General features: G+C 40.7%; 22 protein-coding genes and 1 rRNA gene. 21 read left to right on the top strand and 2 right to left on the bottom strand.

All coding sequences use genetic code 11. The annotated features are described in order from the left end of the window. From rrf to hisC, 8 genes are all read left to right on the top strand, one after another. Window positions 1-104, top strand: a 5S ribosomal RNA gene (gene rrf / locus FTV37_RS11945); the annotation flags it as partial. A gap of 260 nt (window positions 105-364) precedes the next feature. Further along, a complete protein-coding gene (locus FTV37_RS11940; protein WP_180005468.1) occupies window positions 365-1819 on the top strand; it encodes an RNA polymerase factor sigma-54 in 1455 nt (484 codons plus the stop codon). A 167-nt stretch (window positions 1820-1986) separates the two neighbouring features. Then, window positions 1987-2319 carry a ribosome hibernation-promoting factor, HPF/YfiA family gene (hpf, locus tag FTV37_RS11935; RefSeq protein ID WP_078191195.1) on the top strand — a complete coding sequence of 111 codons (333 nt, stop codon included), beginning with the start codon at window positions 1987-1989 and terminating at the stop codon, window positions 2317-2319. Between the two features lie 135 nt (window positions 2320-2454). Further along, entirely contained in the window at window positions 2455-2706 is a 252-nt protein-coding gene (gene ibaG / locus FTV37_RS11930) for a BolA family iron metabolism protein IbaG (RefSeq protein WP_078191194.1), read from the top strand. 6 nt (window positions 2707-2712) lie between these two features. Continuing rightward, window positions 2713-3969 carry a UDP-N-acetylglucosamine 1-carboxyvinyltransferase gene (murA, locus tag FTV37_RS11925; protein ID WP_078191193.1) on the top strand — a complete coding sequence of 419 codons (1257 nt, stop codon included), beginning with the start codon at window positions 2713-2715 and terminating at the stop codon, window positions 3967-3969. After that, window positions 3969-4670, top strand: coding sequence for an ATP phosphoribosyltransferase (gene hisG, locus FTV37_RS11920; protein WP_078191192.1), 702 nt, complete (start codon window positions 3969-3971; stop codon window positions 4668-4670). Before murA ends, hisG begins: the two co-directional genes overlap by 1 nt. Before the next feature lie 201 nt (window positions 4671-4871). Beyond that, on the top strand, window positions 4872-6173 hold the full coding sequence (hisD, locus tag FTV37_RS11915) for a histidinol dehydrogenase (protein ID WP_180063953.1): 1302 nt from the start codon (window positions 4872-4874) through the stop codon (window positions 6171-6173). Between the two features lie 181 nt (window positions 6174-6354). Next, on the top strand, window positions 6355-7452 hold the full coding sequence (gene hisC, locus FTV37_RS11910) for a histidinol-phosphate transaminase (RefSeq protein ID WP_180063952.1): 1098 nt from the start codon (window positions 6355-6357) through the stop codon (window positions 7450-7452). A gap of 107 nt (window positions 7453-7559) precedes the next feature. On the opposite strand, the gene pabB is transcribed toward hisC, so the two are convergent. Continuing rightward, entirely contained in the window at window positions 7560-8900 is a 1341-nt protein-coding gene (gene pabB, locus FTV37_RS11905; RefSeq protein ID WP_180063951.1) for an aminodeoxychorismate synthase component I, read from the bottom strand. 256 nt (window positions 8901-9156) lie between these two features. On the opposite strand from pabB, the gene FTV37_RS11900 reads away from it, so the two are divergent. The 6 genes from FTV37_RS11900 to FTV37_RS11875 all read left to right on the top strand — a co-directional run bounded on the left by FTV37_RS11900 (window position 9157) and on the right by FTV37_RS11875 (window position 17510). Continuing rightward, window positions 9157-10137 carry a DUF6160 family protein gene (locus FTV37_RS11900; protein WP_180063950.1) on the top strand — a complete coding sequence of 327 codons (981 nt, stop codon included), beginning with the start codon at window positions 9157-9159 and terminating at the stop codon, window positions 10135-10137. A gap of 197 nt (window positions 10138-10334) precedes the next feature. Next, the gene (locus FTV37_RS11895) at window positions 10335-11168 is read left to right on the top strand and encodes a C39 family peptidase (protein ID WP_180063949.1); all 834 of its coding nucleotides are present in this window, start codon (window positions 10335-10337) and stop codon (window positions 11166-11168) included. 60 nt (window positions 11169-11228) lie between these two features. Continuing rightward, a complete protein-coding gene (locus tag FTV37_RS11890; protein WP_180005462.1) occupies window positions 11229-12428 on the top strand; it encodes a hypothetical protein in 1200 nt (399 codons plus the stop codon). Between the two features lie 12 nt (window positions 12429-12440). Continuing rightward, entirely contained in the window at window positions 12441-14105 is a 1665-nt protein-coding gene (locus FTV37_RS11885) for an OmpP1/FadL family transporter (RefSeq protein ID WP_168378502.1), read from the top strand. A 14-nt stretch (window positions 14106-14119) separates the two neighbouring features. After that, the gene (filE, locus tag FTV37_RS11880; RefSeq protein WP_180063948.1) at window positions 14120-15472 is read left to right on the top strand and encodes a putative pilus assembly protein FilE; all 1353 of its coding nucleotides are present in this window, start codon (window positions 14120-14122) and stop codon (window positions 15470-15472) included. 22 nt (window positions 15473-15494) lie between these two features. Next, window positions 15495-17510: a hypothetical protein gene (locus FTV37_RS11875; RefSeq protein WP_180063947.1), complete on the top strand. Its 2016-nt coding sequence runs from the start codon at window positions 15495-15497 to the stop codon at window positions 17508-17510. Window positions 17511-17577: 67 nt separating this feature from the next. Here the strand turns inward: FTV37_RS11875 and FTV37_RS11870 are convergent, their stop codons facing one another. After that, a complete protein-coding gene (locus tag FTV37_RS11870) occupies window positions 17578-18126 on the bottom strand; it encodes an NUDIX hydrolase (protein ID WP_078192366.1) in 549 nt (182 codons plus the stop codon). A gap of 126 nt (window positions 18127-18252) precedes the next feature. Between FTV37_RS11870 and FTV37_RS11865 the strand changes: the two genes are divergently transcribed. The 7 genes from FTV37_RS11865 (at window position 18253) to fghA (ending at window position 24295) form a co-directional block, all read left to right on the top strand. Beyond that, the gene (locus FTV37_RS11865; protein WP_180063946.1) at window positions 18253-18861 is read left to right on the top strand and encodes a CoA pyrophosphatase; all 609 of its coding nucleotides are present in this window, start codon (window positions 18253-18255) and stop codon (window positions 18859-18861) included. Between the two features lie 35 nt (window positions 18862-18896). Beyond that, window positions 18897-19427, top strand: coding sequence for a gamma carbonic anhydrase family protein (locus FTV37_RS11860; protein ID WP_180063945.1), 531 nt, complete (start codon window positions 18897-18899; stop codon window positions 19425-19427). A gap of 162 nt (window positions 19428-19589) precedes the next feature. After that, window positions 19590-20255, top strand: coding sequence for a tRNA (adenosine(37)-N6)-threonylcarbamoyltransferase complex dimerization subunit type 1 TsaB (gene tsaB, locus FTV37_RS11855; RefSeq protein WP_180063944.1), 666 nt, complete (start codon window positions 19590-19592; stop codon window positions 20253-20255). A gap of 12 nt (window positions 20256-20267) precedes the next feature. Beyond that, window positions 20268-21092 (top strand): undecaprenyl-diphosphate phosphatase, encoded by an 825-nt coding sequence (locus tag FTV37_RS11850; protein ID WP_078191179.1) that lies wholly within the window; start codon window positions 20268-20270, stop codon window positions 21090-21092. Next, window positions 21086-21904 (top strand): class I SAM-dependent methyltransferase, encoded by an 819-nt coding sequence (locus FTV37_RS11845; protein ID WP_218945800.1) that lies wholly within the window; start codon window positions 21086-21088, stop codon window positions 21902-21904. Before FTV37_RS11850 ends, FTV37_RS11845 begins: the two co-directional genes overlap by 7 nt. Before the next feature lie 125 nt (window positions 21905-22029). Beyond that, entirely contained in the window at window positions 22030-23421 is a 1392-nt protein-coding gene (locus FTV37_RS11840; RefSeq protein WP_078192361.1) for a C13 family peptidase, read from the top strand. A 28-nt stretch (window positions 23422-23449) separates the two neighbouring features. Continuing rightward, entirely contained in the window at window positions 23450-24295 is an 846-nt protein-coding gene (fghA, locus tag FTV37_RS11835) for an S-formylglutathione hydrolase (protein ID WP_180063943.1), read from the top strand. Window positions 24296-24330: the final 35 nt, after the last annotated feature.

Below are 24330 nucleotides of genomic sequence, written 5' to 3'. Positions count from 1 at the left end.
TAGCAAGAGTGAACCACCTGATCCCTTCCCGAACTCAGAAGTGAAACCTCTTAGCGCTGATGGTAGTGTGGGGTTACCCATGTGAGAGTAAGTCATCGCCAGCTCATTATTCGAAAACACCCCCTGAGATATCAGGGGGTGTTTTTTTATGTGTGGTGAAAAGGAAAATAGAGTGAAATTAATAATATATCTAATTAAATAATTCATTTATAAGGCGAATTGTTCCTAATAAAAGAATAAATTAGCTGAATAATGTGTCTAAAAAAGACAAAAAATCGGGCGTTCTGTTCAAAATTATGCTATAAAAAATAAAACGGCATAAAAATTGCTTATAAAGTGCGGTTAATTATAGGGGGAGTTATTAATGAAATTAGCGATGGGGTTAAAGGTTGCCAATTCCTTATCATTGACACCTCAATTACAACAAGCCATTCGTTTATTACAGCTTTCAAGTTTGGAATTGGAACAAGAAATTCAAATCCAACTCGACAGTAATCCTCTATTAGAGAAAGTTGAAGAACAAAATACCGTTGAAAGTTTAAATAGCTTACAAGAACAAGAAAGGGAAAATAAAGACTTAACCAATGAATTAAATGCCGATCATTTGCCTGATGAGTTACCGGTAGATACGGAGTGGGATGATGTTTATACGCATCAACCTACAAGTTTAGGTGCTGCTGAATTTGAAGAGCGCGAAGATAATCGGCAGGGGCATCAAAGTTTACAAGCACATATGCTTGAGCAAGTTAATCTTTTACACTTTTCTGTGATCGATAAACTAATTGCACACTGTATTATCGATGCTTTAGATAACAAAGGTTTTTTAGATTGTGACTTAAATGAAATTACCCAATCTGTTCAGCATCTTTTAGATTCTATGGATTATGAAGAAGAAGTCGAAGATGACGAAGTTTTGGTGGTTTTAAAGCATATTCAGCGTCTAGATCCTTTAGGTGTAGGTTCACGTAATCTCGCTGAATGTTTAATGGTACAAGTTGAAAATCTTCCTGAACATGTCGAATATCGATATGAAGCTATTTTATTATTGAAAAATTATGAGTTGCTGATTACCAATGAATTACCTAAGTTAATTAAGCAAACGGGTTTAAATACGGAACAACTTAAACTAGCCATTTGTTTGTTAAAAACATTAAAAGCACATCCAGGGCAAGAGTTTGAAGATAAAGATTCAGACTATCAAATACCAGATGTTGTGGTCTTAAAAAAGAATGAACATTGGTTGGTTCAATTAAATCCTGATGTAATGCCAAAACTACGGGTAAATTCTTTTTATGCCAATATGATCAAGCGTGCAGATCAAAGTGACGATAATCAATATTTACGTAATCAAATGCTTGAAGCTAAGAATTTCATTAAAAGCATTGATGAACGACATAAAACTTTATTAAAAGTGGCAACCTGTATTGTGGAGCATCAACGAGCGTTCTTTGAACAAGGGCCTGAGGCAATGAAGCCTTTGGTCCTGCGAGATATTGCGGAAGAAGTTGAACTCCATGAATCCACAGTTTCCCGTGTAACCACAAATAAATATATGCTCACACCACGTGGATTATTTGAGTTGAAATATTTCTTCTCAAGTCATGTTGGAACATCGTCTGGTGGGGAAGCGTCTTCGACGGCAATTCGTGCAAAAATTAAAAAGTTGATTGCAGAAGAAAATACACGTAAGCCTTTGTCTGATAATGCAATTGCAGTTTTGCTTAATGCAGAAGGTATTGATGTTGCTCGTCGTACAGTTGCGAAGTATCGTGAATCGTTACATATTCCATCATCTTCAGAGCGAAAAGTGTTGATCTAAATTTGAAAATCTGACTATTCTAGAGGTTCATTATGACGAAATAATGAATCTCTTTTTTATAAGGAATGGCCGAAATGATCTGATTGTGTAAATGTATGCTTCGCATATTGAGTTGGATGATTCGGCTTGAACTTTTCCAGTCCTGAAAGAAGGTGAGGGATAGAATTATGCAGATTACAATTCGTGGCCATCATTTAACAATTACGCCAGCAATAGAAGAAAATATTCGTCTTAAATTTGCGGAAATGACCAAACATTTAGATCAGGTCAATAGTATGCAAGTCAAACTGACTAAAGATCATCAGGTTGATAAACGTTCAAAAAAAGGTAGTGATAATCATATTGCGGAAGCGATTATACGATTACCTGGGACAGAACTTTTTGCACAAGCGTGCGCTGATGATATGTATACCTCGATCAAAAAATTGTCTGAAAAATTAAAAAAACAATTACATAAACATCGAAAAATGCAGCTCATTTATATGCCTTTAACGGTTTAGATTGTAAATTGTACAAAAAGAGGTTTTTTATAACCTCTTTTTTTATATATATAATGTATGTGACTAATGAATTATTTTTTAGATTTATAGTAAAATGACGGGTTTTACACCGTTAGTCCTATATGGGGTCTTGTGATGAATAGTGAACAGCTCACTGAAATTTTAAAAGCTGCTTTTCCAGAAGCTGAGGTTGCAGTTAGTGGGCAAGGCGGCAAATTTGATCTACGCATTGTCGATGATCAATTTGAAGGCAAACGTCCTGTTGCTCGTCAACAATCTGTTTATGCACCTTTGAACTCCTACATTGCCAGCGGTGAAGTACATGCAGTAACAATTCGTGCAATGACCAAAGAAGAATGGCGCAAAGCAAGCTTATTCGGAGCTTAATAATTAATGGATAAATTTCTGATTCAGGGCGGTACTAAGCTCGAAGGTGAAGTTCGTATTTCTGGTGCGAAAAATGCTGCATTGCCATTACTCGCTGCAACTATCCTTGCGGATACACCTATTACATTAACCAATGTTCCAAATCTAAAAGATGTGAACACCTTAGTGAAATTGATCGCAGGTTTAGGTGTTCAAATCAGTTATGAAGGTGATACGGTTAAGGCTGATACTTCTAGCTTAGATAATCAATTTGCACCATATGAACTCGTGAAAACCATGCGTGCATCTATTTTGGTGCTTGGCCCGTTATTGGCGCGCTATGGTAGTGCAAAAGTGTCTTTGCCGGGTGGATGTGCAATTGGTTCACGCCCTGTAGATCAACATTTAAAAGCTTTAGAAGCACTTGGTGCTGAGATCGAAGTTGAAGCAGGTTATGTACATGCCAAAGTGGATGGTCGTCTAAAAGGTGGCGAAGTTGTCTTTGATATGGTCACAGTTGGTGGTACTGAAAATATTCTAACTGCTGCGGTTCTTGCAGACGGTGTAACGACCATTCGTAACGCGGCTCGTGAACCTGAAATTACCGATCTTGCAAATATGCTGATCAAGATGGGTGCAAAAATCGAAGGTTTAGATACAGATACTTTGGTTGTTACAGGTGTTGAAAGCCTACATGGCTGTGAATATGCCGTTGTTGCAGATCGTATTGAGACAGGTTCTTATCTCGCTGCTGCGGCAATAACTGGCGGTAAAATCAAAACCACGCATACAGATCCAAACTTGTTGGAGTCTGTGCTAGATAAATTTGAAGAAATGGGCGCGGAAGTTACGCGCGGCGAAGATTGGATTGAACTGGATATGATGGGTAAACGCCCGAAAGCAGTAAGTTTCCAGACTTTACCACATCCAGAATTTCCTACCGATATGCAAGCACAGCTGATGGCGGTGAATGCAATTGGTCGTGGTTTTGCCACAATTTCAGAAACGATTTTCGAAAACCGTTTCATGCATGTACCTGAATTAGCACGTATGGGTGCCAATATTCAGGTTGAAGGTAATGATGCTGTTGTTACAGGTGTTGAGAAATTATCTGCTGCACCCGTGATGGCAACTGATTTACGCGCTTCTTTCTCATTGGTTTTAGCAGCACTTGCCGCTGATGGGGAAACGTTGATTGACCGTATCTATCATATTGACCGTGGTTATGAAGATGTTGAAGCGAAGTTACAAGGTTTAGGTGCCCAAATTAAGCGAGTAAGTTAATGAGCGATATGAGAAACGATGATCCCAATTTTGACGTAATGGGCAATTTTGATCATGGTTTAACTTTAGCATTAAGTAAGGGACGTATCTTAAAAGAAACTTTGCCATTGTTGGAAACAGCTGGCATTAACTTATTGGAAGATCCGGATAAATCTCGTAAGTTAATTTTCCCAACGACCCATAAGCACGTACGTATTTTAATTTTACGTGCTTCTGATGTACCAACTTATGTTGAAAATGGTGCTGCAGATATTGGGGTGGCAGGTAAAGATGTACTGATGGAGCATGGTGCACAAAATGTGTATGAACCATTAGACTTAAAAATTGCCAATTGTAAATTAATGACGGCTGGTAAAGTCGGCATGGTTCGTCCGAACGGTCGTTTAAAGATTGCAACCAAGTATGTCAATTTGACCCGTCAATATTATGCAAGCTTGGGCGAGCAAGTGGATGTGATCAAACTTTATGGTTCTATGGAACTTGCACCATTGGTTGGTTTAGGCGATTACATTGTCGATGTTGTGGATACAGGAAACACTTTACGTGCCAATGGTTTAGAGCCTTTGGAAGAAATCTGTAAAGTGTCTTCACGTTTAATCGTGAACAAAGCAAGCTTTAAACGTAAACAAACTTTGTTGAATCCAATTCTTGCACAGCTAGAAAAAGCCGTGGAAGAACGCGAGCAAGCAAAAAAAGCATAAGTTGTTAAGTTTCTAGCTATGCTGATCAAACCGCTCAAATTTGGGCGGTTTTTTTATGAAAACTGAAAAATAATGTTAAAACTGTATTTTCATCAATTTTAACGAAAGTTATTTTCAATAAAACTCCACATGAACACATGCGATAGATGTCCACAAGCTGCTGTAAAACAGGTAAACTAATCTTTTCCAATAGATTACCTTGTGGGTAAATTGATGCGACGTTTATCGACTCAAGATCAAAACTTCAAGCAAGCTTTTGCTGACTTGTTGGCTTTTGAAACTGTGAATGATCCAGAACTTTTAAAAACCGTTGACCAAATCATTGCTGATGTTCGTCAGCATGGTGATGCTCATGTTCTTAAATTGACACAGCAGTTCGATCGACATCCAGCGCATCAATTCTCAGAATTAGAGCTGACACAAGAACAGTTGAAAGCAGCATTTGAGGGGTTAAGTTCAGAAGTGCGTGAGGCCTTAGAACTTGCTGCGAACCGTGTTCGTGAATTTCACCAAGCGCAAAAGCAAGACGGCTGGACCTATGTCGATGCTTTAGGAAATACGCTTGGTCAAAAAGTCACACCACTGGACCGTGTGGGTATCTATGTGCCGGGCGGTTTAGCTTCTTATCCGTCATCTGTATTGATGAATGCTGTGCCTGCGCATGTTGCTGGCGTGCCTGAAATTATTATGGTGGTGCCTGCGCCGAACGGTGATTTGAATCCATTGGTTTTGGCGGCAGCTTATTTAGCCGGCGTACACCGTGTATTTACCATTGGCGGCGCGCAAGCGGTTGCAGCATTGGCTTACGGCACAGAAACCATCCCATCTGTGGATAAAATCACTGGCCCGGGCAACCGTTTTGTTGCGGCAGCAAAACGTGCAGTATTTGGTCAAGTTGGCATTGATATGATTGCAGGGCCATCCGAAATTTTGGTCTATGCAGAAGGTCAAAATAACGCTGAATGGCTGGCGATGGATTTGTTGTCTCAAGCGGAACATGACACTGTGGCTCAAGCGGTGTTCATTACGCCAGATGCGGATCTTTTAGATCAAGTAGAGCAATGGATTGAAAAGCATTTAGAAGCTTTGCCTAAAGCAGATATCGCGCGCACTTCAATTGAAAACCGTGGTGCATTAGTTTTAGTCAAAGACCGTGCTGAAGGCGCTGAATTGATTAACCAGGTTGCGCCTGAACATTTGATGCTGTGCTTAGATCAAGCGCAGGAAATGGCTGAAGATATCCGCCATGCCGGTGCAATTTTTATGGGTCGATATACGCCTGAAGCGATTGGTGATTACTGTGCAGGTCCAAACCACGTGTTGCCTACTTCGGGCACAGCGCGTTTTTCATCACCGCTCGGTGTTTATGATTTCCAAAAGCGCTCAAGTTTAATTATGTGCTCTGAAGCTGGCGTGAAAACTTTAGCGAAAACGGCTGATACATTAGCGCAGCAGGAAAACTTAGATGCGCATGCGCGTTCAGCACGTTATCGTTATCAGTAAGAAAATATAGACTAGGTGAAAAACTTAGTTTTCCAAAAATATAAACCTTTCCCTAACCCTCTCCTTTCAGGAGAGGGGAAATCTCATAAAATGAATATTCCTCTCCCTGAACGAGCTTTAAGGATTCCTTTAAAGCGAAGTGCAAGAGAGGTTAGGGGAGGGTGAGAAAGAGCAAAATAAAATGCCAAATATTACCGCTGAACAAATGCGTTTTTGGAGCCCTGATGTACGTGAATTAGAACCGTACACACCGGGTGAACAGCCTAAAATCCAAAATATTTTAAAACTCAATACCAATGAAAACCCGTATCCGCCATCGCCAAAAGTGGTGGAAGCAGTACAAAAAGTACTGGCAAATTCTGCTGATGTTTTACGTTTATATCCAGATCCAGATGCGTCAGAGTTAAAGCAAGCGATTGCAAAACAGCAGCATGTACCTGTTGAGCAGGTCTTTGTCGGCAATGGCTCTGATGAGGTACTTGCGCACATTTTTAAAGCCTTTTTTGTGCAAGAGCTGCCGGTTTTGTATCCAGATATTACCTACAGTTTTTATCCGGTATATAGCCAATTTTTTAGTATAGCTGCCAATACTAAAATTATGCCGCTGAACGATGACTTTGAAATTGTTATTGATGACTATAAACAGCCGAATGGCGGTATCATCATTACCAATCCGAATGCGCCTACGAGTATTGCTTTAGGTTTGTCTGCAATTGAGGAAGTGCTGCAAGCCAATCCGAATTCAGTGGTTGTGATTGATGAAGCGTATGTCGATTTCGGTGCAGAATCTGCTGTGGCCTTGGTTGCGAAATATGAAAACCTTGTGGTTTGTCAAACGACGTCTAAGTCGCGTTCACTTGCCGGTTTGCGCGTTGGTTTCGCGATTGCGCAGCCGCATTTAATCGCAGCGCTTGAAGCGGTAAAAAACAGCTTTAACTCTTATCCGATGGATCGTTTTGCGATTGCAGCAGCCGTGGCGTCATTTGAGGATCAAGCGTATTTTGAAGCGCAAAATGCCAAGGTGATTGCGAGCCGTGAAAAGCTTGTAGAGCAGCTGTCTGAGCTGGGCTTTAAAGTATTGCCATCTGCGGCAAACTTTATTTTTGCCTCACTGCCATCTAAAGATGCAGGTGAGTTGGCTGCTGAATTACGCGAACGCGGGATTATTGTGCGTTACTTCAATAAGCCGCGGATTAATCAGTTCCTGCGGATCACCATTGGCACCGATGAACAAAATCAGCGCCTTGTGGATACGCTTAAAAACGATATTTTGGCTTGATTTCAGCAAGCTCCGCGAAATGTAAATCTAGCCGAACCCTCCTTTTGAAAAGGGTGGTTGGGAGTGATTCATTAAAAAAGCGATTCAATTGAATCGCTTTTTTTTGTTTAATCTGGCTTATACCAGGTATTTAACAAATCCAGCATGGCTTCGACTTTATCAAAGCATTCTTGATATTCAGCATCGCAATCTGACGCGATGGTGATTCCGCCGCCTGCCCACAGCGAAACCTGATCTTGGTATTTTTGAATAGAGCGGATTAAAATATTCCAAGAGCCTGTACCATCGTGATTAAAATAACCCATCGAGCCGCAATAGGCGCCGCGCGGGGAGCCTTCAAGTTCTTCAATGATTTGCATCGCACGAATTTTAGGCGCGCCGGTAATCGAACCGCCCGGCAGTGCCGACATCAGAACCTCAAAAGGATTTACATTTGTTTTCAGCACGGCTTCAACTTCACTGACCATGTGATGCACTTGATTAAAACTTTCAATATCAAAAAGTTTAGGTGTTTTTACAGAACCTGTTTCTGCATAAACACTCAAATCATTACGCAGTAAATCGACAATCATGACATTCTCAGCCATGTCTTTTTCAGATGATTTTAACCGTTGTTTTGACTGCGCATCTAACACTGGATCTTCATAGCGAGGCATCGTGCCCTTGATTGGCTTAGTAATAATCTTGCGTTCAGGCTTAAAATCTATAAAAAGTTCAGGCGAACAACTTAAAATTTCAAAATCATCAATACGTAAGTAGCCTGAATATGGTGCATCAGTCAGTGACCAAAATTCTTGAGCAGTATCTAAGAGTGAACCTTTAGCTTGAGCTGTGAATTCTTGGGTTAAATTAATTTGATAGCAATCGCCCGCTTTAATATATTCCTGAACTTGATCAAAGGCTTTTGTGTAGTCTGACTTGGACCATCTTGCAGTACATTTTTGTCTTAATTTAAATTGATTCTGAGCGATCTTGGTTTGAATTAGGTGATCAATGTAGTCGTAAATCTTAGCTGCAGAATGATCAGAACTATAAAAATACCAACCATCATTTTCTAGTCTTAAGTAACTAGAAAATTGCCCCAAAAACAAGCGAGGTTGCGCTTTGGCATCGGTAGAAATCTGTTGTTGCGCCGCATAATCATAGCTAATAAACCCAGCCCAGCCCCCAGAAAACCCGCTGCCTAATTTTGAACATAAATCTTGGAAGGCGATATCTTGCAAGGGCTGAGCATCACATTCCTCATATTGATCTAAATGAGTACGGACATAAGTTTTAAGTTCATCATTCTTAAATTGCTGATATTGATTTGCCAAAAAGCAAATAACAGGTTGGTTTTGATCTTCTAAAAAAATCACATGTGACAAGGGTGCAAGCGCTTGCAAAATTTTTTGAGCACTAATAGTTTGTTTAAGAATAAATTTTTTAAAAAAAATCGGCTTTTGCATCAACAGAGAAATTAAATTTAAAAACTAAAATGGATTTTATACCATTCCTAATTCATTTGGTTTGCAAATACCGTTTATCGGTAAGAATTAGATTGCGACCAACGACAGTTGAACAAATTTTAGCTTGGATATAATTTAATCGAGCGAGCAAACGACTCAAGGAAAGGTTTAACAGTTGTCACAAAATAATATTACAGCTGAATAAATCGAGTGGTTGAAAATCAAAAAAAAATAAATACTCTTGGGAGAGTACCGTATGAAAAATTTCACTAAATTAGCTCTAGTTTCTTCAATCGCATTTAGTGCGAATGCTATGGCTATGCAAGCAATGGACGATGCTGCACTTAGTTCAACCACTGGTCAAGATGGTATTAACATCGGGATTGGTATTTCTAAAATTGAAATTGAAAAACTTTTCATTCACGATAACGACGGTTTGACGGATACAGCTAAGGGTGGTACAAGTACTGCTGGTGCGATCGTTATTCAAGGTAACGGTATTAAGGGTGATGCATTAGAGAACAAAGGTATCATCATTGGTGCAAACTATGATCAAAATGGTAAGTTTCTTTTAGCTTCTCGCAATTTAGCTGATTTACGTATTGATACAGATGCAGGTACTGGTGCAAATGGTGCATTCATTAATATCGCAGCTGATGTATCTGGTTTAGATATTAAAATTGGTGAAATTGGTGTAACTGCATCAGGAACTGCGAGTACGACTAGTATTCGTCGTGGTGGTGTTGATACCAACTACAATGCAATTTTATCTGGTCTTTCTCTAAAAACTGGTCCAATGACAGCGAATGTTCAGTTAGGTGCTGCTCCACAAGGTGCAATGATTAAACTGAGTACAACTATGGTTGGTGGCTTAGAAATTAAAGATCTAGGTATCCTTGATGCATCAACTAAAGCAGGTACGGGCGATGGCTCAAGTGCGGCTAACCGTGCAGCGGGTGAGATATTCATTGAGAGCATCAAAGTTGCTGATGCTGATAAAACTGACTTAACTATTAATCAAGATGTTCGTGTGTATGGTAAAGACGGCACAAGCAATGGTTATATTCAAATGGTAAGTAACTCTGGTCCAATTGATAACTATGTGAAAGGTGTTCATCTAGGAAGTAAAGCCGCTGGTTCAATCGGTGATATTGAAGTTCAAGGCCTACAAACTTTCTACAGCCCAGCTATGGGTGTATATAACCAAGGTTCTGTAATTACGATTTCTAGTAAGTAATTTAGAAGACAAAGAAGGCGCGTGTTGATCACGCGCTTTTTTTTACAAAAATGTGCGGAATGACCCAACAAAGCATAAAAAAATGCTGTTTTTTTATAAAAAAAAAGGTATCTTGCATAATACATGGATGTAGAGCATTAGCTCTAAAAAATAATGAAAAAAGGCACATCATTGCCGATAACTAAAAGTTAGAAGATATGTTAGAGATAGCTGTAGGCTCGGCATTGATGTATTACTTTGCCAAAGAGTCCTTCGATTTAAAAGAAAAGCCAGTCGGAACAGTTCACTATACCGAAACATTGGATTCACGAAATAATTCCTTTACTCGGATGCACCGTGAAACTGTAAAAATTAAACCTGCCATTGAGGATCAATTTCGAGGCATTGTTCGGCAAGCCTATGACTATAGCTGTGGTTCAGCAGCTTTAACGACTTTATTAAATGGTTATGTAGGGACACAGCTAACTGAGCAACAGACCATGAATGGTTTGCTGAAATTTGGTGAAACTGAAAAAATTATCGAACGTCGTAGTTTCTCATTATTAGATATGAAACGTTTTGTCGCTGCTGTCGGGCTAGACAGTGGGGGCTACAAAGGTGAGTTTTCAGATTTAGTTAAACAAGGTCAACCTGCGATTGTTCCAATTTCATATGCTGGCTTTAAACATTTTGTGGTTTTTAAAGCCTATAAGGATGGGCGTGTTTATGTCGCAGATCCAGCACTTGGGAATATTAGTTTCGATGAAGTTCGTTTTCAAGAAATATGGGAAAACAATACTTTATTCTTAATCAATGTTGCACCTGAGCAACGTAAAAATTTATTGGCTTTGCAAGATACAGACTTGCGACATGTTGAAGATGCAACCGTGAACCGTTATGCATTGGTTGATATTCAATATCCGCAGTTTTACATGGAAAAAATTGCAGACAAGGCATCTACGATACGACTTGATAAAAATATGAATGAAGAGTCGGAGTCATATGGTAAATCGAATTACAACTTTCTAAGGCTTTACTACAAGAGTAAATAATTAGATGAATGCGTATAACAAAGTGTCAGGATTAAAAAAATAAAAACGGTGGGAAGGAACATGAATCGTAAATGGATGAACAAAACACTACTAGCCATGAGTATTCAGGTGGTGATGGGGGTTGCCTATGCAGCTGAAGAGCCAAGCCTTGGAGAATATGATCCGGTTGAACAAGAGACAGTCGTAGAAGAGTCTGTATCTCCTGCTGCTGTAACCCAAGCTGATACTGCACAAGAAGCTGCTGCCGAGCCAGAAATTGGACAGTATGAATCTGTTGAAGAGCCAGTACAAGCTGAGGCACCACAAGTCGAAAGTGCTACTGCCACTGAAAAGGCATCGACCGCACTTCAACAGCAAGAGGGTGATGCGAGTCAAGAAGCTAACTTACAGGAAGTATTTAGCTCGAATGAACGTCAGTATTCATTGATTAAAAAAGGTGAAATATCATCTTTTTACGATATCGATTATACCTATTACCGTGATACTCAACTTGATATGGAAATGGCACAAGGCCAACTTTATCAACTCCGTGTACAAGAGAATGCCACACACTCAATGACCAATACATTTACCGTGCAATACGGTGTAATGGACAATTTGACATTCTCTGCATCTGTGCCTTTAGTAGCAAAAACTGATTTATTAAAAGATACTTCAACTGCTGGTTTAGGGGATATTTCTTTAGGCGCACGCTGGGAACCATTCCCACTGAAGCAAGGTCGTTTGCCTCTTATTTTATTTGGTAATTTGTCCACGAAAACTGGTGATAGTCCATACGAAATTAATGCTGTAAATGATCTAGCAACAGGTAAAGGTTACTATTCTGCAGGTATCGGTGCCAGCACACGTAAATATATTGATCCCGTTGTGTTGTTTGCATCCGTCTCGGCAAACTATGGTTTCAAAGAAACTGACTTAAACCAACGTCGTGGTTCGAGAGTCATTGAAGAGTTTGAACCGGGGATTAGTGGCGGTTTTGCATTCGGTTTTGCATACTCGTTTAACTACGATGTTTCCCTTACCATGTCATATCAACAAAGTTTCAATACCGGCGCAGAATTTACGTATAGCAGTGGCGAATCCTATTCACCTGCAGACCAAACCAGTTCAACTCTAGCGATTTCTTTAGGTGTACGTGTATCTCCAGAGACCATTGTGAATGGTACGGTGGGGTTAGGTTTAACTGAAGATGCACCAGATGTGTCATTAGGGTTGTCTTTCCCGTTGGATATTCTAGGTTTTGGAAAAAAACTTCGTTAAGAGGGCTGTCGTATGCGTAAAATTCGACTCAGCCCACTTGTTAGTGCGATCGTTTTAACGGGCTGTTCTAGTGCTGCTTTTGCACAATTGGGTACCAACCTTTCAGTTGATGTACGGTCACTTGCATTAGGTAATGCAGTAACTGCGGATCCTCCAGGAATTAGTGCAGTACATTTTAACCCTGCAGCATTAACTAAGATTGAAGGTTTGCAAACAGATATGCAGGGCATCATTGCAAACTTTGATATTCAACGTGAATTTACCGTTCCTGCGGGTTATAACGTTTTTGGTTATTCAGATGATCCATTAGTCTGTAATGATGGTCCTGAAGTGACGGCTGATATTTGTACGGACTTTAAAGATAAGGTTTCTGGTGATGTTGAATATGCATCCTTATATGTACCTGTCTTAAAAAAGATGGTGGATTTTGGTGCTGGACAACCCATTGCCGCGCCAACGATGGGGATTGCCTACAATCCACCGGGTTCTAAAGCAACATTCGCATCAGCTGTTTATGCACCTTTGATTGCGGGTTTTGGTGCTGAAAATGGTAACCCAGGTAATTTCATGGGGCAACAAGTTGCTCTAGAGCGTATTACTTATCTATCGCCAACAGTAGGCTATCAAGTCAGTGATGAGCTATCGATTGGTGGTGGTGTGGGGATGTCCTATCAAGCCATTGGATTGAAATCAGATCTACGATTTCCCAATGAATTGATCGGCATGTTAAGGATGATTGATGAAGTCGTCTGTACACCATTTAAGGAAAATTCGGACATTATTACCGACATCTTGCTATTGGGGATGTGTAATACCGAAGAAGGGATGAATCCATTTGGCAAATTTGGTCAGATGGAATTGGCTTTAGAGCAGTCACTGAGCCCAAGTTACAACTTAGGGGTTTTGTGGGAGCCACGCGAAGATTTTAGTTTTGGTATGGTGTACCAAAGTGCAGCGAAAATGCGCATGAAAGGTCGTTATCGCATACAAAATGCGAAAGCACCTCAGGAGATGATTAAGGGATTAATGTCATCACCAACAGGTCAAATTTTAGCTGCAATTTTAGGTTTCCCAAATGCTGTGCCTAACTCGGAGTCGGGTTTGGTTTCGATGGATTTTGAATATCCACAGCATGTACAGGCGGGGATCAAATATAAGGTTATGCCTGATTTACAAATCAATTTTGATGTGGGCTGGACCGATTATCGTGCTTGGGACAAATTCCGTTTTGAATTCGACCGTCAAATTTCAGCGCTGAAAATTGCAAAATTATTATCTGAAAATGTGACCGATAATTCTTTGGCCTTACCTTTGAAATTTACGTCGCCTTGGAACTGGGGCATCGGTATTGAATATTCAGCAACAGATCGTTTGAAATTGCGTGCAGGCTATGAACCACGGAGTACCTCTATTCCTGACGGTAAGCGAAATACCATGGTACCAATTAATGGTGCGCAACTCTTTGGTATGGGGATTGGATATCGTTTTGATGCAGATACGGATCTAGATTTATCAATCGGCTTTTTACGCAGTAAAGATAATATTCCAGCGAATGGTAGTAGTCTGGCAAACTTAACCGGTGTGAATAACATACTTTTAAACCCATATGCTGGAATGAATGTAAAAACCGATACGAAAATCACCATCCTAGGATTAAATTACAGAACTCGTTGGTAGGATAAGCAAACAGAATGAAAAGGATTTTATTCATAAACGCGTTACTTGTACTGTCTGTGGTGCAAGTGTCGTATGCCTATGCAGGGGCGTTTCATACCATTATTGGGCCGGATGGGCGCCCAATGGTGGTACAAATACAAGAAAAAGCTGTAAAGAAACCCAAAGAAAGTTCTATAGCTAAAATGATTGATTCACCATCTGTACAGCAACACGTTACTCAACCATCTGTAAGCATTAGTCCGTCTCAAACCAAGACACCGATGACGCGTCAAACGAGTCCAACAGCACAGGCTGCTGAACCGGTGAAGTTTCAGAGTTTAAGTACACGTGAGCCGGAAAAACGGGATGATAATAAAGCTGTCACAGTCGATAAAATTAAAGAGGTCTCAGGTGATAACGTTCCCAAATCTGAAAAATCAGTACAAGAGTCAGGTACTTCAACAAAAGTTGTACCTTCAACCACATGGACCGAAAAGTTACAGCAATCAGAGCTAACCCAACCTCGTGAAGCGTATCAGTCCAAAGTTCTAGCTGAAAAAGATAAACCTGTCGTCGAGAAAAAGATCCTTGCTGAGAAAGTAGTCAGCACTGATCAATCCGTACAATCTTCAGGTGAAAACTTAGAAAATCATCCTTCAAAACAATCGACTCAGGTAAAACAAGAGCAAGGTTTTTCGACCATGGCCGGTGAAAAGTATGTCAATAATGAATATCTGGAAGATAAAGAGTTTAACTTAGAAGGCAAAAAGCGCTTTTACACCATGCCCGAAGGCGTTATTGACAGTAAGATGGGGCAAACGCGGATGCAAACCATTGAACGTGAAAAAGGTGTCAGTCGTTCCGTCATTGATAATTTATTTAAACGTAATCAACCCGAAGATACAGGGCCGATCACTTTGGCCACATCGTATTATCGAGTCTCACAAGCTGACACCATTCAAGGTTTAGGTCAGCAATGTTTTTCGAATAAAAAAATGAAGAAAGCCAAAGAGCTCGACTTGGCTCAAGATATTAATTTATGGCCTCGAGCACCATTGTCGGACGAATTTGACTATGAAGTCGTAAAACTCAAATCACCATTACAAAATATTCGTATACATTCATTTGCTTCCAAAGTACAAAATCCTACATTTTATTGGCCATTTGCGGTATTTTTAGACAAAAATAGATGTGTCATGGAAGGCGCAGGTGGATTTAAAAATAACCAAGGTGAAGCGGATCATCTTTACCATGAAAAAATTGAAGGCGTGATTCAAGTGCCTAAAGGTAGCCAGTATTTATTCTTAACGCCTTTAGCAACAGCAATTGACGTCGATGGTCGTGTATTAACCAATCAAGGCCAACTTAAATTAACAGCAATCCGTTAAGGACATAAGAAAGAGAATTAGGATGAAAAATAAAATTTTATTACCGTTTGCTTTAACGGCATTGGTTGCAGCGCTCAGTGGCTGTGGCGGTGAAAGTGCAAATGTGAATCCTGAAATTTATGATACCAGTACGACCAATGGTACTTGTAAAAGTAATACCGAAGGCTGTGTTGAGTTCGTTTTAGATTATCCAATTGAAGGTCTAAACTTTAATTGTTCAAGCGACGTTAAAAATACCTACATTACCTTGTTTGATCTAAAAGAAGGTGTTTCGACAGGTGCTTGTAAGATTGGCGATAAGGTGACTTTCTTTGTCCAAGGTGAAAAATCACGTCGAATTGATTTGGGTAAAGTGGATTTGAAGCAAATTTCAAATGTAGCCAGTGGCACGACACCACCTCGTTTGACCTTATTGGATTTGGCTGCCGGCATCGCAGGTAAACCTGCTGCAACAATTTCAAATACCGACGCAACGGTTAAAGTGGCAATGCGTTTAGCCAAAATTATTCAAGCCTTGGCTTTGAAAAATAATAGCGCAATTACAGCTACAGATATCCAAGCGGTTTATATCAACAATGCAGATAAAGTACTGATTGATCAAATCACTCGAAATGTCGCGACTGCTGACTTCAGTATCAGTTCAGATACGGAATTTAATAACCTGTTTACGCCTTGGCTAGACTTGTCAGAAGTCAGCAATGAAAACGCATTTACCTTAGTTTCAAAACTCATGAATATCTCAACGGCTGCGGTATATCAGCCTGAGTTTGCTTTGTTTTCAACTGATGGCGTGATTACCAATGCCAGTGGTTCAAATGGATTGGTGGGCTGTGACAAAAATGAATGTTTGCCGACCGATAGTTCAAAAGTCAATTTATTCGGTCATTTCATGTTAATGACGGACCGCCAAGGCATGACATTTGGTAGTGGTTTACAGTGGAAGGGCAAAGTTGATCAACAGTTGAGTACTATTGGTGGTGTGAATGTCTTGCTCTTGACACAGGTACGACCAACACGTTTAACAGCAACGCCGCAGGACAATTGGATTGATCCGCTTACAAAGCAAATTGATAAACCTGGCATACTGGGTTTCCGTTTTGATGCGGAAGAAGCAAACTCTGGTCCGCTGATTATTAAACAAGGGACGCTACTTGCTGACAAAATGGTGGTCGGTACGGGTGGAAGTTTATATAAAACGTTAATGGCTAAAAAAGATGATTATGTTCTGACGGCCGATGATAAGAAAAAATTAGGCCTTTGGGAGCAAAACATTAACCAAGTGCAATTTAAAGGCACGATGGATTTATACAAGCTTTATCCGTTATCGTATTTAGACAAAAAAGTCTTTAAGTCTGTTGAAAATGTTGCTACTGGACAAAATTATATCTTCCCGTTGTATGCAGATCTAACCTTTAAATTTACCGATACTTCGATTAAAACAGTGAAATTGGGTGTGGTGATTGACCGTAATGGTGATATTCGCACAAATATAAAATCTGGCGTTCCAGACGATGTATTTACTCGTCAAGATAGCCAAATTGTCGATTTGTCTACACACGCGACGGAAGGCTGTAGCGGAAAAGATGTGCTCGATCCACTGCTAATGAAAGATGAAAAAGGTGTACAGCAATATCGTATCGGAACGACAACCCGTACTTTTACACCTGAAGGAAATATCAATCCAAATACCATTTCGATTCGTATGATTTTAGCTGACCCATATTTCCATACGCTTGATGGCGCGTTGATTGGAATGAACTCAAGTGTAAAAACTTCAGCGGATACCTCAATGGTTGTAGGCGGTGCTTTAGTGCAGTTACACAATATGATTAACGCCAATGCAGGCACGCGTCCCTCTGGCGTTGCTTTGACAGATTCGGATAATAAAGTGGTGAAGTGGGGGAATAGTTTGGCCAGCTTTAGTTATATTTATAGCTTAAAAAATCCAAACGATACTGCTGCGGCTCAAACGGCGAAGTTAAGCGGTGGTGATATTTCTTTAGAGTTGGCCCCTTGTTACACCATCAAGGCAAAATAATCGTCAAATATGAGTAAAATAAAAAAGCCCATCAGTGATGGGCTTTTTTAATATTGAGAGCAGCAAATTAACCAGTGTGATCGAGTCGCGTACCAAGGGTTTCGAGATGCATTTCAAACTGACCTGTTTTGCGGTCAGCAAAATAATGCCGCAGCGTTCTTTCCACACTTGGAAAGGCTAAATCATCCCAAGGAATATCTTCTTCACTAAACAATCGTGATTCAATGGTTTCATCACCCGCACCAAATTCACCATTGATTAGTTCAGATTTGAACAAGGCATAAATTTGCCCAATACGGGGAATGTTATACATGCAATATAGTTGCTCAATGTTGACTTCTGCTTCGGCTTCTTCGCGAGTTTCACGCGCTGCACCTTGCTCCATCGTCTCATAGAGTTCCATATAGCCAGCGGGCAATGTCCACAGCCCATAGCGTGGCTCAATCGCACGACGGCAAAGTAAAACTTGATTGTCCCAAACGGCTAAAGCACCACAAATGACTTTAGGATTCACATAATGAATAAACCCACATGCGGTACAAATACGGCGTATCTGATGATCTCCAAGCGGGATCGCTTCTTTTGTTTTTTGTCCGCAGTTTGAGCAAAAGTTCATATTCATCGTCATGGATTGTGTGAACCGTCAGAATAACTTAAAAATAAAACTTTGGCATCATTTCTAACCAGCTTGGCCGAAATTCAGCTATGATGAAAATAAGATAATTATAAGGATGTAATGTGGATGGATGAGGGTTTATTGACTCAGCGATTGCAGCAACGTTTACGTTTTTCTAAGCGTATTCAACCTGCGCATGCTGCTGTATTGATTGCGATTACCCAAGAAGATAATCCACGCATTTTATTGACCCGCCGCTCACTCTATATGAATAATCATGCCGGTGAGGTGTCCTTTCCCGGTGGCAAACGTGATGCCCAAGACACCAGTAATATCGTGGTGGCGTTAAGAGAAGCTCAAGAAGAAACCGCTCTAAATCCATTTGATGTGCAACTTTTGGGTGATTTACCAATGCAAAAAGCACGGAATGGAATGTTAGTTAAACCGATCGTGGGATTGATCCCGCCTGACGTAAATTTAATACCTCAACCCACTGAAATTGACCGTATTTTTTTTGCATCATTAAGACAGCTTTTAGAAACACCGCCAACGCCATATGAAGTTCGTTTTGCCCAGCAATCGCTTTATTTTCCCAGTTTAAGAATCGAAAACGAAATCGTATGGGGCTTGACTGCACGGATGCTGATTTCCTTATTTCAATATGGTCTGAATTATCAAAAAGAATGGCCTTTTTTATTAAATTCTCCTTCATTTCATTTGGGCCGTGAGCCATAAATCATTTTTAGAAAGTCAAAATAGGATGTTTGATCATGTTGTACAAATTTCAAGGATATAGCCCGAAAGCCACGCATCAACCTTGGGATGGTTGGGTTGCAGAAAATGCAACGGTCATTGGGAAAGTTGAATTAGGCCGAGAAGTGAGTGTCTGGTTCGGAGCCGTCATCCGAGGGGACAACAGTCGTATCAAACTGGGTGATTTTACCAATGTACAAGAAAATGCGGTGCTGCATACCGATGCCGGCATTGAAATGATCATTGGTGATTATGTCACGATTGGGCATCAAGCCATGCTACACGGATGTACCGTAGGTGATAATAGTCTGATCGGAATCAATGCCGTGGTTCTAAATCATGCTGTGATTGGTAAAAATTGCATCATTGGTGCGAATGCTTTAATTCCAGAAGGGAAGGTGATTCCGGATAATTCTGTTGTGATGGGTTCACCGGGTAAAGTCGTCAAGACTTTAGATGAGCAAGCCGAAGCACGTCTAAAAATGAGTGCCTTGCACTACGCCGCTCATTTTAAACATTTTACTCAACTCGAAGTCGCTGAACTTTAGAGCGCTATACATGGTAAGCAAAAAAGCCTCGACGTTTGTCGAGGCTTTTTTATAGATTAAATACAGAAAGCGCTGAGTCTGTGGTGGAAAATCTCGCGAACTGCGATGGAGTGGAGTATCATATTCAACGTTTTTTAAGATTAACTTTAATTAAGGTTGCGCATGAAATTACTGGCATTGGAAACTGCCAATGAGCAGTGTTCCGTCTCGATTGTAGATGAAACTCAAGAGCTTTATTTTCAACTCGATTTACGGGCAAAAGCGCAGACACAAACCATTCTCCCAATGATTGAGCAAGGGCTTAATCAAACTGCTATTGAGTTAGCGGGTTTAACTGCGATTGCATTTAGTCGTGGGCCTGGCTCATTTAGTGGTGTTCGTATTAATGCAGCGGTAACACAAGCCTTGGCATGGGCCAATGACGTACCTGTTGTTCCAGTATCGACTTTGCAAGCTTTGGCTCAAGCGGCGCATCGTGTACATGGTTTGACCCAAGTAACGGCAGTCCTTGATGCACGCATGCAAGAAGTGTACATCGCCAGCTATCAACTCGATGCCAATGGCATTATGCAGGCTGTTGATGAAGAACAATTATTAAGCTACGCCGATGCCACACCACAGATCAAATTTACTGTCGTGGGTTCTGGTAGTGAGCTCATTCAATCAGAACAAACACAATACAAAGACTTAAGTGCAACAGCACAAGATATTGCTACTATTGCCCGCGAAGCGGCGCAAAGAAAAGCATGGGTGAGTGCTGAACTTGCATTGCCCGTATATTTACGAGATAACGCCTGGAAGAAAATTTCAGAACAAGGCAAGCCATAATTAGGGTTATATATGGATCTTCTACTGCTGCTCAAAGCGGCAATCATGGGTATTGTTGAAGGTATTACCGAATTTTTACCGATTTCAAGTACAGGGCATTTAATTCTGGCTTCAGAATTAATGAACTTTTGGACCAAAGAAAAAAGTGATGTTTTCGTGATCGCAATTCAAATGGGTGCGATTGCGGCGGTGATTTATGAATACTGGGGCCGCCTGTGGGGCGCAGCAACCGGTATGGTGACTGGTGAAGAAAAAGGTCGCCGTTTAGGTTTTGGCTTAATTCTCGCTTCGATTCCAATCGTATTGATTGGTTTGACGTTTGGTCAGACGGTGAAAGAGCTGCTGTTCAATAACATTGCGATTGCTATGGGGTTGATTATCGGTGGTTTGATCATTATTTGGATCGAAAAAAATCCACCGCAAGTGCGTGCCAAAGAAGTAGAAGATTTAACCATTAAAGATGCGATTTGGATTGGTTTAATTCAAGTTTTGTCTTTAATTCCAGGGACTTCACGTTCAGGTGCGACTATTATTGGTGCCATGTTCTTAGGGGTTTCTCGTAAAGCAGCCACTGAGTTTTCATTCTTTTTGGGTATTCCGGTTATTGTCGGTGCAGGTTTGCTGGATTTATATCAAAGCTATGATGTATTTCAAGGCACTCAAGATTGGACTGTGATCGCCGTTGGTTTAATCGTTTCATTTGTCTCTGCATTGATTTTAATTCGTGCGCTTGTCGCTTATGTGGCAAAACGTGATTTCATGATTTTTGCGTGGTATCGAATTGTTTCAGGTTTATTGATTTTATTGTTCGCATTTACAGGCTGGAAATTATGGTAAGCGAAATCCGCTTATACACAGAACAAGAGTTTCATGAGAAAGCACAGCAGTATTCTGCTGTGCTTTCTTCACGTGGTGTATCTGTAAATATTGAATTGATTGAAAAATTAAACGCGCGTTTTTTACGTTTAAACTCTGAACTCAGTTTGTGTGTCGATGCAGATGGTTTGTGGTTAGCGGCCAATGGCATGAAGATGCAACCCGATTGGAAAGCAGAAGTGGGGCGTTTAAAGCGAGCATCCTTAAAGTCTGAGATGATTGCACGTGCGTGTAATTTGGCTGAAAAACCACAGCTTGTAGATGCAACCGCAGGGCTAGGGCATGATAGTTTATTGATGGCCCATTTGGGTGCGCATGTGACCCTTGTGGAACGTCATCCAATTTTATTTACCCTATTGGAAGACTCACATCAACGTGCGCAGCAAGATGCGTTTTTAAGTTCGGTTGTAGCTCGAATTGAATTGGTCTTTTCAGATTCGGCAGATTATTTGAAACATTTGTCGACGACCAATCAAATCTTTGACGTGGTTTATCTCGATCCGATGTTTCCGCAGCGAGATCAAAACCAGCAAGCCGTCAAAAAGCAAGCTCAGGTCAAAAAACAAATGCAATTATTGCATTTGCTGTTACCTGAAGATGGTGAGATGGATTTAGGTGATAATTTACTGGATTTAGCACAAAAAATTGCTAAACGTGTCGTGGTTAAACGTCCACGATTGGCGGTTTTTTTAGCGAATCAAGAGCCACAACATCAGTGGCAAGGTGATGCTTGTCGCTTTGATGCATATTTCCAACATGATCTTGTGACTTAAAATGATATTTGCTTCAATATTGTTCAAAGATTTGTTATATAGTTAAAAAATAGCATTGCTAAAAACGACATCAGGCATAAAATTATTTGTGCAATTAAGCGAGCCAAGGCCACCATCAGAACTCTATGATTGATTTCAAACCCTCCATCAATTTTTGGCATGATTTTAAAAGCAACCAAACTGCGGGGATGTGGTTATTTTTGGGGTCTCGTCGTTCTTTACAAATCGTTCGACCATCGATTTTACAATTGGTGTTTTGGGGGATTTTAGGTGGTTGTGCCAACAGTTTATTTAGTTGGCTCAGCACGGGGCGTATTGGCGAATTTAATGCCCAAGGTCTCATTAGCTACGCATTGTGGCCATTTATTGCTTTAATCGTGGGGATTTTCCTGTCACAACGTGTGAATAATCCACGGTTAATGTTGGTCCCAGCATTGCTCTGGTTGGTGCTTGATACGCACATCATGTTGTTTCAATGTTTGATTCAATATATGGGAGATCTCGATTTTCTCCCATACTTCCTATATGACTACATTCCAACGTTATTCATTATTCTATTTGTTTGGCAAAGTTTGGCTGTCGTTTGGGTGTTTTCACGTGAGCTGAAATGGCCATGGTGGGAGCGAGCACTGATTATGGGTGCGACGCTATTTACTTTGGTCGTGTGGCAAGTCTCAGTCAAAGATCAGCCGATTTGGAAAGTAGAAGAAGTTCCTCCAAGCTTTGCTGAAGATGCATTTTATGCACAAAGCCGTTTGCTCAATAAATCTTTAGACGCAGTGGAATATGGTGAATTTGCCCAATCCCATTGGTACTTCTTAGGGGTGGCAGGTGCGAGTTATCAAGATGTCTTTAAACTGGAAATTGAACGGATTAAAGAACAGTTTGATACACGTTTTGGCACCTATGGGCGTTCGGTTGAGCTTATCAATAACCCTGCAACGCGCACTGAAATTCCGCTGGCATCTAAAACCAGTATGGAGTTGGCGCTGCGTCGTATTGGTCAGCAGATGAACCGAGAAAGTGATGTCTTATTTTTATATATGACCTCACATGGTTTACCGAATGTCTTTGAAATGGAAAATGCACCTTTGGATTTGGCGCAAGTCGATCCTAAATGGTTAAAAGAAGCCTTGGATGCATCCGGAATTCGTTGGCGTGTGATTGTGATTTCTTCATGTTATTCAGGCAGTTTTATTCCAGCACTGCAAAATGATAATACTTTAATCATTACTGCATCGGCAGCTGATCGACAGTCTTTTGGCTGTTCGAATGAAGCTGAATATACCTATTTTGGCCGAGCGTTCTTTGATCAGGCGATGCGTGAGCAGACCAGTATTCAAGCGGCATTTAATGAAACCAAAGCGACTGTAGCGAAATGGGAAGCCGCGCAAGGTTTCGAACCTTCTGAGCCACAGTGGTCGATGGGGAAAAACATGGCATTAATGTTGCCTCAATTAGAACAACGATTGTTCCCGCCGACAACTACTGCACCGGCTACGACGGTTACGCCTTAAAAGATTAAAAAAGTTTAGGATAAAGATCATGGAATTAGTACAACGAAATACCTGTTTTGCGGGTGAGCAGCGCATTTATCAATTGGATTCTTTAAGTCTAAAGACCGCGACAAAGTTTGGTATTTTTCTGCCAGAAGCAGCCTTACAAGGCCAAGCGTGTCCTGCATTGTTTTATTTGGCGGGATTAACCTGTACTGAAGAAACCTTTGCTATTAAAGCGCATGCTCAGCGTTTAGCAGCGCAGCTCGGCCTGATTTTAATCAGCCCTGATACTTCTCCACGTGGGGAGCAGGTAGCGCAAGGTGATCATTGGGATATTGGGCAGGGCGCAGGCTTTTATATTAATGCAACGGAACAACCGTGGGCCGAGCATTATCAAATGGAACGTTTTATCGCTGAAGAATTGTATTCGTTGGTACAGGCTGAATTTCCGGTACAAAAAGGTGCGATTGGCATATTCGGACATAGTATGGGCGGTCATGGTGCATTAACTTTAGCGTTGAAGTATCCGGACCTGTTTAAATCGGTTTCTGCTTTTGCACCGATTTGTGCGCCGAGTCAGTGTCCATGGGGCGAAAAAGCCTTTAGTCAGTATCTAGGTTTAGATCGTCAGCAGTGGCTTCCGCACGATGCTACAGCTTTAGTGCAAACTAAAGGGGCTTTGTTTAAAGCCATTTTGATTGACCAAGGCATTGATGATCAATTTTATAGCCAGTTAAATCCGATGTTGTTTCAGCAAGCGTGTGAGCAAGTTGGGCAGCCACTCGAACTGCGTGAACATGTTGGCTATGATCATGGGTATTATTTTATTCAAAGTTTTATGGACGATCATTTGCAATTTCACGCTGTCCAATTGCAAACAGTAGTTCATTAATTTAAAAGTCAGTGGTTAAAAATATTGAGGCATAG

The sequence above is a fragment of the Acinetobacter sp. YH16042 genome, assembly GCF_013417245.1.
Classification (GTDB): domain Bacteria; phylum Pseudomonadota; class Gammaproteobacteria; order Pseudomonadales; family Moraxellaceae; genus Acinetobacter; species Acinetobacter amyesii.
This window is presented reverse-complemented; position numbering and strand designations above follow the sequence as displayed.